This is a genomic window from Arenibacter antarcticus (genome assembly GCF_041320605.1).
Classification (GTDB): Bacteria; Bacteroidota; Bacteroidia; order Flavobacteriales; family Flavobacteriaceae; genus Arenibacter; species Arenibacter antarcticus.
Genome location: NZ_CP166679.1, coordinates 4207557 through 4222689, shown reverse-complemented (window position 1 = coordinate 4222689; position 15133 = coordinate 4207557). Strand labels below are relative to the sequence as shown.

Here is a 15133-nt window from a genome sequence, read left to right as displayed (position 1 = left end):
ATTGAAAAAATAATTGAAAAGAAACGAAAATTAATAATTCTTAACTCGACATAAGATGGGAAATTCAAATCAACACAAGAATAATAACTACACAAAATTCGTAGGAATGTTGGCGGCATCCTTTGTAGCAATGTACATTACAATGTATTTGAATACCTATGAGTTAGACCATGTTTACTTTAGTTTAACACGATTTTATATGAGTTGCTTGGGCATCGCTGCAATGGCTATTATAATGTTTCTGGTGATGCGTAATATGTATAATAATAAAAAGAAAAATATCTCGATCGTCTTGGGGAGTATTGTTTTATTCGCAGGTGCATTTAGTCTTGTTAGGGCCCAGGCCCCAATTATTGGCGATGTACTCTGGATGAAGGCTATGATCCCGCATCACTCAATTGCTTTATTGACCAGTAAACGAGCTGATATACAAGATCCAGAAGTTAAGAAATTGGCAGAAGATATAATTAAAGCACAAGAAAAAGAGATTACAGAAATGAAAGCAATGATAACACGATTGGAGAATAACAAATAAATATACAAACAATGAAAAAGAATATAATTTACATAGGTGTTGCCTTGATTGTTGGGCTGTTGGGTGGCTATCTCCTTTTTGGGGGTGATGCTTCGGATAGGGCTGCAAATTCCAAAGACAACCACGATCATACAGAAGAAATAGCTTCTAACCAAATGTGGACCTGCTCTATGCACCCACAGATTATGCAACCAGAACCAGGAGATTGTCCTCTTTGTGGGATGGATTTAATACCGGCCGAAACTGGTGCAGATGGTCTTAGTGCCAATGAAATTAAAATGACCGAAAATGCAATGGCTTTGGCCAATATCCAAACGTCGGTAGTAGGACAGGGCCAAATGGGAAAGAATTCCCTTAAATTGTCTGGAAAGATAAAAGCCAATGAAGAAACAAATGCCGTACAGGTTACCTATTTTGCAGGAAGAATTGAAAAACTATACGTAAATTCTACAGGGGAACGTGTTGGCACAGGGCAACGCTTGGCCACCATTTATTCCCCAGAATTAGTTGCAGCACAGCAAGAGCTACTTACCGCTTCCTCTTTAAAACAATCGCAACCAGAACTGTACAAGGCTGTTAGGAACAAGCTTAAATTATGGAAACTTTCGGAAAAGCAAATTAATGCAATAGAAGCTGCTGGAAAAGTCCAGGAGAACTTTCCTGTATTTGCAACAGTATCAGGAACAGTAACGGAGAAAATGGTGGAAGAGGGAGATTATTTAAAGCTAGGACAACCCTTATTCAAAATTGCCAATCTTAACACAGTATGGGCAGAATTTGATGCCTACGAAAACCAACTTTCTTCCTTGAAAAAAGGACAAAACATCAAAGTAACTACCAACGCTTATGGCAATGAAGTATTTGATGCCAACGTTACGTTTGTTGATCCCCTATTAAATTCAGCTACACGAACGGTGGTCGTAAGAGCGGTCTTAAAAAATAAGAATGACCTCTTTAAACCAGGAATGTTTGTTGAAGGTATTATCGAAGGCACACAAACAAGAACCGAGAATACCATTTCCGTACCCTCAACAGCGGTTATGTGGACTGGTGAGCGCTCTTTAGTATATGTTAAAACAGATCCTAACGAGGCTATTTTCGAGATGAGGGAAGTGTTATTAGGCGATGCCAACGGAGACACTTATACGATACTGGAAGGGCTTAAAAATGGGGATGTAGTGGTAACTAATGGGACCTTTACAGTAGATGCCGCTGCACAGTTACAGGGCAAAAGGAGCATGATGAATGCCAAAGGAGGTAAAACAACAACAGGCCACGAAGGTCATTTTGGAATGCAGGAAGATAGTTCGGGAGAAAATGCGGGTATAACCGATCATTCTGAGATGAAGGAAAGGCTGCAAGTCTCCGATAAGTTTAAAAAGCAGTTGAAACAAGTTTTTGATGATTATATCCTATTAAAGGATGCATTGGTCAGTGATAAGGGCAATGACGCCCAAAGGGCTGCAAAAAATATTGGAGAAAATTTAGCAAAGGTAGATATGAAGCTACTCAAAGATGAGAAAGCACACAACCATTGGATGACTATTCAAAACGAACTGAAGAAATCCGCCAATGCCATTGGGAGTACTTCGGAATTAACAACGCAAAGAGGACATTTTAACCATCTATCTGCCCATATGATAAGTAGTGTGCAGCTATTTGGGATCGACCAAGAGGTGTACGTAGAGTTTTGCCCTATGGCTAATGATGACAAAGGCGCTTACTGGTTAAGTTTAGAAAAGGAGATCCGCAACCCATATTATGGAGCAGCAATGTTAAAATGTGGCGAGGTAAAAGCAACGCTACATTAAAACGAATTATGGATCAATCAATTAATCTGAATAAGACTATAAGTAACCTTGGTTTATAAAGGAGAACGTTGATGTATAAAACTAGGATAAAAAGTTGATAAAAATGAAAAAAAGCGTCAATCTATAAGTGATTTTGCGAAATCATCACTTTGGCGGTATTGGCGCTTATTTTTATAACTATTGGAATAGCTGGTAGTTATTTTCCATTTTATAGGGCAGTGTTTAAAATGTTTTGAAATTAGAGGAATATGATAACCATATACATAAAAAACATGGTCTGTCCAAGATGTATTGCGGCAGTATCCAATATTCTGGAACAACTGGAGATTCCATATACTTCTATCAAATTGGGAGAAGTAGAATTACCTTCAGCACTTGCCTTGAAGAAAAAATTCGCATTATCCATAAGACTTCAGGAATCCGGTTTCAGTTTAATCGACGATCGTAAAAGTCAGCTTATTGAACAAATGAAAACATTGGTCATAGACAAGGTCCATCATTCGTCGGAAGAGTTGGATATTAAATGGGCGGACCATATAAGTGAGATGCTACATCTTGATTATAAATACTTAAGTTCTCTTTTCTCATCTGTAGAAAGCATCACGTTTGAACAATATATCATTAGTCAAAAAATTGAACGTGTAAAAGAACTCATCGTTTATGACGAACTAACCTTGAGTCAGATAGCTTTTAAACTTCACTATAGTAGCGTGGCCTATTTAAGTAATCAGTTTAAAAAGATAACAGGTATGACACCCTCGCAATTTAAAAAAGGTACTGAAAAAAATAGAAAATTTATTGATGAAATTTAGCTACAAAAAGATTGATCGGTAAATTCTACAAATCATTCAGCTTATAACACAACACATTGAAGTCCTTTAATCTTGAAATTTGTAGTATACAAATAAGAATAGGATTATGGAGACAGTTAACATATTTGAAACCAAAGAAAAGAACAAGAAACAGGGGATAAAAGAATCATTCCCTGTTACGGGAATGACCTGCGCATCTTGTGCATCTAGCGTCGAATCTGTGTTAAAACACACAAAAGGTGTATTTGATGCAAGTGTAAATTTCGCCAATAGTTCTGTGCTCGTGGAGTACGACGAGGCTTTAAGCCACAATCAACTTCAAAATGCACTTCGCGAAGTAGGTTATGATATTATTATAGATGCAGAGGATCCTACTGAAGTGCAACGAGAACTTCAGCAAAAAAACTACCAAGACATAAAAAGGCGTACTATCTGGTCGGCCATTCTTACCCTACCGATTTTTGTGGTGGGAATGTTCTATATGCAATGGGAACCGGGTAAGTGGACTTCATTGGTATTGACCATTCCAATTCTTTTTTGGTTCGGGCGCAGTTTTTTCATCAATGCTTATAAGCAAGCCAAACACGGTAAAGCAAATATGGATTCATTGGTGGCTTTAAGTACCGGAATCGCTTTCCTGTTTAGTTTATTTAATACTTTTTTCCCTGAATTTTGGTTGAGTCGTGGTATTGAGCCTCATGTTTATTATGAGGCGGCTACAGTAATTATAACCTTTATTTCATTGGGGAAGCTAATGGAAGAAAAGGCGAAATCCAATACCTCTTCGGCCATAAAAAAGCTGATGGGCCTACAACCTAAAACACTTAAAATCATAGAGAATGGGGAAGAAATAGAAATTCCTATTTCATCCGTGCAAGTAGGTCAGACCATTTTGGTACGTCCTGGAGAAAAGATTCCTGTGGACGGGAAAGTTTCCAAAGGAAGATCTTATGTAGATGAAAGTATGATTACAGGAGAGCCGGTCCCAGTAGAAAAGACAAAGGATGAAAAAGTATTTGCAGGTACGGTAAACCAAAAAGGGAGCTTTCAGTTTGTAGCCGAAAAAGTAGGAAGCGAAACCTTGCTGTCACAAATCATCAAAATGGTACAGCAAGCCCAAGGAAGTAAGGCCCCCGTCCAAAAGCTTGTCGATAAGATTGCTGGTATTTTTGTGCCTATAGTATTAGTTATATCCATAATTACGTTCATTGTTTGGATGTTAGTAGGAGGCGATAATGCTTTTTCCCACGCCTTATTAACTTCGGTTGCAGTATTGGTTATTGCATGTCCCTGTGCTTTGGGATTGGCAACACCTACGGCCATAATGGTAGGCATTGGTAAAGGAGCCGAAAACAATATTCTTATAAAAGATGCTGAAAGTTTAGAGCTTGGTTATAAAGTAAATGTGGTAATCCTTGACAAAACAGGCACCATTACAGAAGGGAAACCGTTGGTAACTGATATACTTTGGAAAGAAAAACTCGAAAATGAGAATGAATACCAAAAAATACTTTTGGCTGTTGAGTCACAATCCGAACATCCTTTAGCGGAAGCGGTTGTTAACCATTTGAAAGAGCAAAATGTTGAACCAGCAGAAATTACTTCCTTCGAAAGTATTACGGGAAAAGGTGTAAAAGCTAAAACAGAAAACGGGTTAAAATATTACGTGGGTAATCATAGATTAATGGTCGATAATAATGTCCAAATCGATTCATCCCTAATGCAAGCCGCAGAAAGCCTAGAAGATCAGGCAAAAACTGTAATATTCTTTGGTAGTGAAAAACAAGTGTTAGCGATACTTGCCATTACAGACAAGATAAAAGAAACTTCAAACAAAGCGATAGCTACTCTTCAAGAAAGAGGTATTGAGGTATATATGCTTACAGGAGATAATAATAAAACTGCATCTGCTGTGGCAAAACAAGTGGGAATATCAAATTATAAAGGCGAAGTAATGCCTTCGGACAAAGCTGCTTTTGTTGAACAATTACAAGCAGAAGGAAAGATAGTAGCAATGGTAGGCGATGGTATCAACGATTCTCACGCTTTGGCGCAGGCCAATGTAAGTATCGCAATGGGTAAAGGCTCGGACATAGCGATGGATGTAGCAAAAATAACACTGATAACCTCGGATTTACAATCCATTCCCAAAGCATTGGAACTTTCAAAAAGAACCGTATTGGGCATTCGTCAGAACTTGTTCTGGGCATTCATTTATAACATCATTGGGATTCCTATTGCTGCCGGGGTACTGTATCCCATAAATGGTTTTTTATTGGACCCAATGATTGCAGGGGCAGCGATGGCTTTCAGTAGCGTATCTGTAGTAGCAAATAGCTTAAGACTTAAACGAGTGAAACTTTAATATTAATTATAAATTCAAATGCAATGAAAACATTAAAATTTAAAACAAATATCAATTGTGGTGGTTGTGTATCAAAAGTAACCCCTTTATTAAACAAACAAGATGGTGTGGAAAGCTGGGAAGTGGATACCGTTAATCCGGATAAAATTTTAACCATAAAAAGCGATGGTGCTACAGAAGAAGATGTAAAGGCTACATTGCAAAAATTAGGTTTTAAAGCGGAAGCTGTAGATTAATACTTTCGTTTTAATCTTGATAATTCCCCATTGGCTTAGCCACTCCTCCCTGTAACCATTTGCCTCCTCCGCTAGCCTCCTTTGCCATAGTAGCATGGCTACGAAGGTCGGAAAGCTTCTGCAGTCCGATTATGCAAAGTCTTTGACGGAGGACTGGCAATATGGCAGGGGACGAAGGCTTTCGGAATAGTCGGTTCTATCTAAGAAATTATTTATTTTCAGTTGAGAAGGTGTGCAAAAGAGATGGGAAACAAAAGGCGACCTTTCAATCAGCAACTTTCATATCTTTTATTCTCATACAAGCGTTCTGTGCCCAACCAATTACCTTTCTGACGGGCGGTCCATGATCTTATCTCCAAATATTTTCGTCCCTCTTTTATCCAGATATAGGATATTTCAATTCTACGTAGAATATGGTCTTGACAGTGTTAAAATAAAAGGCCGCTTTTCCTGGTTGGGAAAGGTAACTTCGTCTCGGGGAAGAAAGAAAAACGTACCAGACTGATTAGCTTATAACTCTTTTATTTAACCATGATAAATCTCATACTTTCGTGATTTTTTTAGCGAGAGATTTACCTCATAATATTAAAGCATACTATTATGATTGGATTAAAATTCAGCAAGATTATAACTACAATTTTATTTGTGTTTTTACTTTTTGGCAGCAGCCTAACGGCTCAAAAGTACCACCTAGTAAATGGAGAGTCTTCTTTACTCGTGCTAGGTACTTCCAGTTTGCACGATTGGGAGATCAATGCCGAAGACCAATCCGGGGTGTTGATCCTTAAAAATATAGAAACTGGGAAAATAGAACATTTAAGTCTAGAAGTAAATTCCGAAAGCTTAAAAAGTGGTAAGTCTTCAATGGACAGAAATACCTACAAGGCATTGGATACTAAGACACATAAAAAAATTGTCTTCCAATTATCCGAAGTCAAAGATGTGAAACCGAACGGTAATGGGAAATTCAAGGTGAAGACCTCTGGGGACCTGACTATTGCCGGTGTAAAGAACGCTATTACATTGGATTTGGATATGACATTAGCTGGTGAAAAAATAACCCTGATCGGACTAAAGAAGATAAAAATGACCGATTTCAAAATTGACCCGCCTAAAGCACTATTGGGAACTATTACCACCGGTGATGATATCACCATAAAATTTAATACCGTTTTAACTAAATAGAATTATAATCAATTAAATATAGAAGTATGACATCAATAATTAAAAAAGCTGTTTGTGTAGCACTAGTAATGGCCGGATTTGGTTTAAGTGCACAGGACCGAAAACTGGATAATTTTAGACAACCCGATAAAAGTGGGATCAATGTATTTGAAGCGCCAAAGGACACCGTTTCTGTTTTCGATGGGGTGAAGGTAAGAATTGGAGGGTCGTCTACCCTACAATATCAGGCTGTAGACCATAGTAATTCAGGCGCTGTAGTCCTTAAGGATATCGGTTACAATTTTAATTTGGCAACCGCCAACCTAGATTTGGATGTTGCGTTGTTTGATGGGGTAAGAATGCATTTGAGAACTTATTTGTCCTCAAGGAACCATCCGGAACCTTATGTTAAGGGAGGGTATTTCCAAATAGACAAGCTAGATTTTATCCGTGAGGGGTTTATGGAAAATGTTATGCAGTATGTAACCATTAAGGTGGGGCATATGGAGAATAACTATGGGGATGCCCATTTTAGAAGAACGGACAATGCTCAGGCCATGTACAATCCATTTGTAGGAAACTTGATTATGGATGCCTTTACTACAGAGGTAGGAGGGGAAGTATATTTCCGAAAAAATGGATTTATAAGTATGTTGGGAATTGCCAATGGTAAATTAAATCAGGCTGTTAATAAAACCGACGGATCAACTGGTGGAGCCTCTTTCTTGGCGAAATTGGGGTATGACAAACAGGCCAGTGAAGATTTAAGGTATCGGATCATGGGGTCTGTTTATACCACGGGATATGTGCCAAATTCCTATTTGTATACCGCAGACCGTACAGGATCTAGGTACTATTTTGTGATGGCAGATGAAAACGCTACCACCGGTAGTAGTTTCAGGTCTGGAAGGTATAACCCTAACATGAAAAATCAGGTAACTGCAGTTATGATCAACCCATTTGTAAAATATAGGGGACTAGAGTTTTTCGGAACTTTTGAGCATACCAGTGGAAAAGCAGCTACTGAAACCAGTAACAGAACAGCTACCCAATACGCTGGGGAATTGATCTACAGATTTGGCCAAGATGAAAATTTATTTTTGGGAGGTAGATATAATGTGGTGAATTCGGAGGAAATGAGTGGGGATGATATTGATATCTCAAGATTTCAATTGGGAGCAGGATGGTTTATGACGAAAAATATCCTTGCCAAGGTAGAATATGTAAACCAACAATATAAAGATTTTCCAACAACAAGTATCTTAAATGACGGGGAGTTTAAAGGCTTAATGCTAGAAGCGGTTATTAGTTTCTAAATGATAGTGGGTCTTTACAAATGACTTAAAATTAAATATATTTGCCCGGGCGGAAAAGTTTACTTTCGCTCGGGCATTTTATTGAGCGCAGTTAAACAGCCACAAATACACTAACAGTGAAGAGGGTATTGTGCATCGCTACATTTTTTCTACTACTTGCTTTTAATTTCAAGGATTCCTCGCAAAACCGAACGGTAGTTACTATTGTACCGGGGGGTGGCTTGATGATCCCGGGGACTACCAATAACAGTACCTTTAGCTGTGATTTTGACATAGATAGATTAAAGGGGCCTATTCCTGTCAATTATGAGAAAATTGGTGGTAAATATATTTTCAAAAAAGCTATCTTAGTATTTAACAAACAGGGCTTTGACTGTGGAGTCAGGGGTGTAAGCAGGGACTTCCACGATCTTTTAAAATCTGGGAAATACCCAAGGATACTTTTAAAATCTGGGAAATCGATGGGGATATATTACACGATTTATTGTTAAACACTACAGTAGAAATAAAGATTACTGGCAACACCGATTCCTTTAAAATTCCTGTGGCAATAGCCGAAAATAAACCTAAATGTGTTTCAGACGCATTAAAATGAAGTTTGGGCGTTTTTTTTTAAGCTCAAAGCACCAAAAAAATCTTTTGGGCTAATTGTGGTCCACGATTCCATAACCTTTAATTTTGATTTGGCAATTCCGGAAGGCTGATTTTTTTTCTTAGATTATATCCTTTCCATGTCCAGAAAAGAAAAAGGAGACTTGCAATAGGAAATACGAAAGAATACATGAATCGACTTAATATCTAAAGGTTCTGGTTCTGATAAAACAGTGAATATCAACTTATAAAATAGATGTTGGGCAAAATTGACATACATATCTTGACACTCAATAAATATATAGTCTTATGATGTTTTTAAATGTCAAAATCTTCTACGTTTTCCGATCGGTTCAAAACCGATAAAGATTAAAGCCAGCATGAATTCGCTGCTTCAAAGTCAACTTTCTAGGTATTTCTGATTCTTTTATGGGTTCACTTTTTTGTCTCGAATGCTTTCATCATAATTCTTGGTATTGTAGATATCCACCGTGTCCTTTAACCAACCAATCGGTTTGGGCAAAACAAAAAATGAGAGACAGGACGGATGACATCAACTAAACTATAATACACTTAGCTCACCGGATTCGAGCGCACTTTTCAAATCCGCCGATACTACTGTGTGGCTATTAAAGAACCTTCTACCATCGGCCCTCTTGATTTTCACCTGTAATGTACCGTCCTTTTTTTGCTTTACCGATGTTACCACCACTTTGTTTCCCTCGACGCTTTTAAAATTGGCGATTCCGCCCTTTTTGATAATGAAATTGGGTCTTGGAAAATCGATATGTTTGTACCTAGGTGTATCGGGACGGCCTATTTCAAGTAGATCGCCTACTTTTACCTCTGAGGGCTTGGCCTCTTGCGCATTGATATTTGTGGTCGCTACCACGAACAGAATTGCTAATAATAATCTTCTCATAACTGTATATTTGGGGTTTATAAATAATTTTCATTTAACTTTTTTACTAAAAATCCATTTCGAAATAAGAACCTGACTATAGTTGATGCGATTGCTTCACTTTAGTAATCTTTTATGTGCTTAACATCTCTCCCTCTTTCCAGCACCAATGTCTTTAAACCCTTTTCGCAAAGTTCCTTTGCCGTCAAGCCTCCTGAGATTCCGGACCCTATCACTATAACATCATAAGTGTTTTCGAATTTATCCATAGCCTATATCATCATTTTTGAATTGTTATCAAATTCCAGTATGCTAAACATATCGCCGTTTTTATTGTTGTAATGAGCAGTCGACAATATTCAATTTCAAGGATCCTTTTAAAATTTAATCAAGATACTCATTTATTTATTTCCAATATTCCTCATCCTGATGAATAAATTCAAAAGGAACAACTAAGGTCCCAGTTAAATCAACTGTCAAAGAAAATATACCGATTGCGTAAAGTCTCCTGATTTATAGCTTCACCAACTCGGCATTCGTCTCTCGTGGCAATAGTAGTTTCTAAGGAAATTTACCTTCCGATTTACTCAAAGGACAGGTTTATAAAAGAGAGGGAAGATTATCTTCACAAATCCGATGTCGTTGACTAGAAACACCAACCAATTATAAAATCTAGAGTCAAACACTCTGTAAAATTTTTATTTGCTAAAAAAGTGAAGGGAATAATTTATTCACCTACCTTGCTCTGTTAAAATTTAAACCGAAATTAATCAGCTATACCTACATGTCGTGATGACTACTGACGAAATCGTAACCATATGAAGAAATTTTATTTGGACTATTTATTATCACATTTATTGGATGTAACAATAATGTGAAGAACGAATTATTACATCCAGAAAAACAAATATTGGGAGTTGATGATTCCAATAAAATAAAGGTGCTGAATTTTGGGACAATGCACTTAAGTGGAAGTGGAGACGCCTTTTCTTCCACGACCAATATTAACGACCCTATGGTGGCAATCCAAATACAAAAGGTTATTAATATGTAATATCCATGATATAGAAGATTGCTCCGTAAATTATTAGACGGAGTGCACCTATCACTCCGCACTTTTGCAGTTCAATTATTGTAAAATTTGTACTACATTTGTCCGTTATAAGTTCTTTACATTCTTCATCAACCGGAAAAGGTTTTACTTAACTTTAGTTATATAGGGAATCGTGTGTAAATCACGAACTGTCGCGCAACTGTAAGTAGCATACCAAAAGTTTTCATCAAAGATTGTCCACTGCAATAGCGGGAAGGACGATGAGAACTGTTACAAGTCAGGAGACCTGCCTATTCCGAATTGACAATGCTTTCGCGATTCGAAGCTTTGGTCGGACAAGTATGCTTTTAAACAAGTCAGTTAATTCTAAATTAGGACAATTGAACTGTGTTTTGCATACGAACTGTCTTTCTTAAATTTCCATTTCAAATAGAGTATTGCGAAGTTCTGCAAAAGAGCTTTTAACTAATTATTAATTAATTTTAAAAGTTAAAAGAAGATGCAAATACACAACCTTGCCTACCCGCGTATTGATAGCAACAAAGAACTCCATAAAAGCCTGTAAGAAATTTTGATCAGACAAAATATCAGTGAAAGACCTAAAAAACAGGATCTACTATTTACCAAAACATTGATACTATTAATTGTGCCTGAACAGGATTTTATTAATGAAAAATTAAAACGATTGTTTGTGTGCAGATGGTATGCAAAAAATGCAATTGGAATTTCGTAACCCATCCTTTCAGAATAAACTCAAAAATATCTTGTCAAATTTTATAAAAAGCCCAAATAAACTTTATATGTAACTACTTTAAAAGAAAAATTATAGACCACAGAAACACAAATTATTAATGCTTTTCTCTAAGCAGAATTAAAATTATGACATACTTATTAGATAATTATTAATGCCCTATTAATCAGTATCATGATTTCAAATGTTGATAACCATGTGGAAAACCAAAATGGAGATATCAAAAACGTAAAAAACAAAGCCAGACCTTTATTTTTTAACAGGATTTAAATTTTAAACATAGAACCAATATGAAAATCACCTCGATTATAAAAAGAGGCTTTTTAACAGAATCCTTTCATTTAGAAAAGATAAGCAACGCCATACTTAAGGCCATGACTGCCGTTCAACACGGTGGATACGAAGATGCCGAACGCATTTCTAGTAATGTTTTTACATTTCTATTGGAGCGAAAAGAATTGGATGAAGATTACATACCAACGGTAGAGGAGGTCCAAGATCTAGTAGAAACCAAACTTATGGAAAGTGGTTTTTTTGATGTAGCAAAAGCCTATATTTTATACAGAAACGAACAAACAAAGAAACGTAAAACTAATATTTTCGAGAAACGTATCAATTTAAAACCCTATGAGTATCCAGACCTTTATGAATATGTACCAGCAATTAGACATTCATATTGGATCCATACGGAGTTTAACTTTACAAGCGATATACAAGATTTTAAAACAACGCTCACAGATGTTGAGCGTAATGCCATAAAAAATACAATGTTGGCTATTTCTCAAATAGAAGTTGCTGTAAAGAGCTTTTGGGGAGATATATACCATAGAATGCCTAAGCCAGAAATTGGCTCGGTAGGTGCAACATTTGCCGAAAGTGAAGTGAGGCACCATGATGCCTATTCACATTTACTTGAAGTTTTAGGTTTAAACGAAGAGTTTAAAAATCTAAAGAAAAAGCCGGTAATCATGAAACGTGTTCAGTACTTGGAAACCGCACTTAAAAATTCGAGAAGTGACGATAATAAAGAATATTCAGAATCTATTTTGCTCTTTTCACTATTCATAGAACATGTATCTCTTTTTTCCCAATTTCTTATTATCATGGCTTTTAACAAGCATAAAAATATGCTAAAAGGGATCTCTAATGTAGTTGAGGCAACCTCTAAAGAAGAGCAGATCCATGGTGATTTTGGTATAGATATTATTAAAATCATAAAAGCTGAAAATCCAGATTGGTTTGATGAAGATTACCAAGTAGTGATTCAAGAAATGTGTAGAGAAGCCTTTGATGCGGAAAGTAAGATAGTTGATTGGATTTTTGAGGATGGAGAGCTCGATTTCTTGCCCAAAAAACTAGTTAACGAATTTATAAAACACCGATTTAACAACTCCCTTGAGAGTATCGGGATAAGTAAAATATTTGAAATAGATCAAACACTTTTAGCAGAAACTGAATGGTTTGATGATGAAATTATAGGGACAAAACACGGTGATTTTTTCGTGAAGCGCTCCATCAATTATAGTAAAAGAACCCAAAGTTTAACAAGTGAAGACCTTTTTTAAATATGAACAACAACAAATCAACCGTAGATCTAGAAATCGAAAACTTAAACGAGAAGGAATTACTTGTTAAATCAAAAAAAGAAGCTCTTGGAAAGAATAAACAACAAACCAGTGCTGGTTTTGAATGGTTAACCGAACACAGTCGAAATTTTTTATCCCTAGGCTATTTATACAATGGAATGACTGCCGAACAGCGCATTCGTGAAATTGCAGATAGAGCTGAAGAAATACTTCAAATACCTGGGTATTCCGATAAATTTTACGGATATATGTCGGAAGGGTTTTATTCTTTGGCATCTCCAGTTTGGTCTAATTTCGGAAAGAAAAGGGGACTTCCAATTAGCTGTTTCGGGTCACATGTAAATGATGATATGGGTAACATATTGTACACACAAGCGGAAGTGGGTATGATGTCTAAACTTGGTGGGGGTACTTCCGGATATTTCGGTAAAATTCGTCATCGTGGAGCCGAAGTAAAAAACAACGGACAAGCTTCAGGAGCTGTGCATATAATGCAACTTTTTGAATCTATGGTCGATGTGGTAAGTCAAGGATCTGTGAGACGTGGCCGTTTTTCACCTTATTTACCTGTAGAGCATCCAGATATTATGGAATTCTTGGAAATTGGTACAGAAGGCAATCCCATTCAAGAGCTTACCCATGGGGTTACAGTAACCAATAAGTGGATGGAAGAGATGATTGATGGTGATAATGAAAAGAGAACTATTTGGGCCAAAGTATTACAGCGAAGAGGAGAAATGGGATATCCATATATTTTCTTTAAAGACAATGCAAACAATGCTGCAGCCGATGTTTATCGCAATGAAAAACACACCATTTACGCCAGTAATTTATGTACAGAAATCATGTTGCCATCAAGTGATGAATGGTCATTTGTATGTGTATTATCTTCTGTGAATTTATTACATTATGATAAATGGAAAGACACCGATGCTGTTGAAACGATGGTGTATTTTCTAGACGCGGTGATAACAGAATTTATACAGAAGTTAGAAGTTTATAGAGATTCTGAAGAAAGGGAAGATCGCCAAACATTTCTCTTTATGGAACGAGCCTATAATTTTGCAAAGGATAATAGAGCATTAGGCTTGGGAGTGTTGGGTTGGCATTCGTTGTTACAATCTAAAATGTTGCCATTTAACAGCCAAGAGGCTTATAGTATGAATAGTGAGATTTTTAAAGTTATCCAACAAAAATCATATGCTGCTTCAAAGGAATTGGCCGATAAATTTGGTGAACCAAAAGTACTTAAGGGCTATGGCAGACGGAACGCAACTTTAAATGCTATTGCCCCGACAACATCATCAGCTTTCATTCTTGGTCAAGTTTCACAGGGTATTGAGCCTATTTGGTCCAATATATATGTTAAAGATATCGCCAAAATTAAAACAACAATAAAAAACTCGTTCTTAGAAGACTTGTTAGAAAAGAAAGGAAAAAACACCCAGGAAGTATGGCGAAGTATTCGTGAATTTGATGGATCTGTTCAACATCTAGATTTCTTAACAGAAGTGGAAAAAGATGTATTTAAAACCTATTCTGAAATTGATCAGTTGGACATTATTTACCAAGCAGCCAATCGTCAGAATCATATAGACCAAGGGCAGTCTGTGAACATTATAGTTCATCCGGATATGCCCGTTAAGGAAATTAATAACATTCATATAACGGCATGGAAGCTGGGTTTAAAATCGCTGTATTACCAGCATAGTATGAATGCAGCCCAAAAATTTAGACAGAAAAAGGAATGTTCAAGTTGTGAGGCATAAATAAGCTTTGTAACAAATTAATTTTAAAACCTCGAAGATGCTTTTTCGAGGTTTTACTTTTTGTTAGCTTTGTTTCTTTCTAAAATAGCATTACACTAAAAACTTAGTGTAATGAAAACAGCTGATTTATATTTTCAAGACTGCAACAGCCACCTGGGATTAAGTAAACCTTAGTGTTGGTATTTGGATTTAATAAAATTTATTTTAAGAGAACCAGAAAAGGGAAGGAATTGTCACGCTAA

At 36.6% G+C, this 15133-nt stretch carries 11 protein-coding genes, 1 pseudogene and 1 riboswitch; of the genes and pseudogenes, 10 read left to right on the top strand and 2 right to left on the bottom strand.

Annotated elements, in window-relative coordinates; genetic code table 11:
- The first annotated feature begins 55 nt into the window (after positions 1-55).
- The 7 genes from KCTC52924_RS17330 to KCTC52924_RS17300 all read left to right on the top strand — a co-directional run bounded on the left by KCTC52924_RS17330 (position 56) and on the right by KCTC52924_RS17300 (position 8239).
- On the top strand, positions 56-535 hold the full coding sequence (locus KCTC52924_RS17330) for a DUF305 domain-containing protein (RefSeq protein ID WP_251806019.1): 480 nt from the start codon (positions 56-58) through the stop codon (positions 533-535).
- Positions 536-546: 11 nt separating this feature from the next.
- Entirely contained in the window at positions 547-2346 is a 1800-nt protein-coding gene (locus KCTC52924_RS17325) for an efflux RND transporter periplasmic adaptor subunit (RefSeq protein WP_251806018.1), read from the top strand.
- A 248-nt stretch (positions 2347-2594) separates the two neighbouring features.
- Positions 2595-3158: a helix-turn-helix transcriptional regulator gene (locus KCTC52924_RS17320; RefSeq protein ID WP_251806017.1), complete on the top strand. Its 564-nt coding sequence runs from the start codon at positions 2595-2597 to the stop codon at positions 3156-3158.
- A gap of 106 nt (positions 3159-3264) precedes the next feature.
- Positions 3265-5523 (top strand): cation-translocating P-type ATPase, encoded by a 2259-nt coding sequence (locus tag KCTC52924_RS17315; RefSeq protein ID WP_251806016.1) that lies wholly within the window; start codon positions 3265-3267, stop codon positions 5521-5523.
- A gap of 23 nt (positions 5524-5546) precedes the next feature.
- Positions 5547-5759, top strand: a complete 213-nt coding sequence (locus tag KCTC52924_RS17310) for a heavy-metal-associated domain-containing protein (RefSeq protein WP_251806015.1) — start codon at positions 5547-5549, stop codon at positions 5757-5759.
- Between the two features lie 600 nt (positions 5760-6359).
- Positions 6360-6944 (top strand): YceI family protein, encoded by a 585-nt coding sequence (locus KCTC52924_RS17305; RefSeq protein WP_251806014.1) that lies wholly within the window; start codon positions 6360-6362, stop codon positions 6942-6944.
- A gap of 26 nt (positions 6945-6970) precedes the next feature.
- The gene (locus KCTC52924_RS17300; protein WP_251806013.1) at positions 6971-8239 is read left to right on the top strand and encodes a hypothetical protein; all 1269 of its coding nucleotides are present in this window, start codon (positions 6971-6973) and stop codon (positions 8237-8239) included.
- 1153 nt (positions 8240-9392) lie between these two features.
- Here KCTC52924_RS17300 and KCTC52924_RS17295 read toward each other — a convergent pair.
- Both KCTC52924_RS17295 and KCTC52924_RS17290 read right to left on the bottom strand, forming a co-directional pair.
- Positions 9393-9752 (bottom strand): hypothetical protein, encoded by a 360-nt coding sequence (locus KCTC52924_RS17295; RefSeq protein ID WP_251806011.1) that lies wholly within the window; start codon positions 9750-9752, stop codon positions 9393-9395.
- Between the two features lie 104 nt (positions 9753-9856).
- Positions 9857-10000 (bottom strand): annotated as a pseudogene (locus tag KCTC52924_RS17290) (FAD-dependent oxidoreductase); the annotation flags it as partial.
- A 605-nt stretch (positions 10001-10605) separates the two neighbouring features.
- Here KCTC52924_RS17290 and KCTC52924_RS17285 point away from each other — a divergent pair.
- The 3 genes from KCTC52924_RS17285 to KCTC52924_RS17275 all read left to right on the top strand — a co-directional run bounded on the left by KCTC52924_RS17285 (position 10606) and on the right by KCTC52924_RS17275 (position 14891).
- Positions 10606-10785, top strand: a complete 180-nt coding sequence (locus KCTC52924_RS17285) for a hypothetical protein (RefSeq protein WP_251806010.1) — start codon at positions 10606-10608, stop codon at positions 10783-10785.
- Between the two features lie 122 nt (positions 10786-10907).
- Positions 10908-11094: riboswitch (cobalamin riboswitch) on the top strand.
- Between the two features lie 732 nt (positions 11095-11826).
- Positions 11827-13101: a ribonucleotide-diphosphate reductase subunit beta gene (locus tag KCTC52924_RS17280; RefSeq protein WP_251806009.1), complete on the top strand. Its 1275-nt coding sequence runs from the start codon at positions 11827-11829 to the stop codon at positions 13099-13101.
- Between the two features lie 2 nt (positions 13102-13103).
- Positions 13104-14891, top strand: coding sequence for a ribonucleoside-diphosphate reductase subunit alpha (locus tag KCTC52924_RS17275; protein WP_251806008.1), 1788 nt, complete (start codon positions 13104-13106; stop codon positions 14889-14891).
- Positions 14892-15133: the final 242 nt, after the last annotated feature.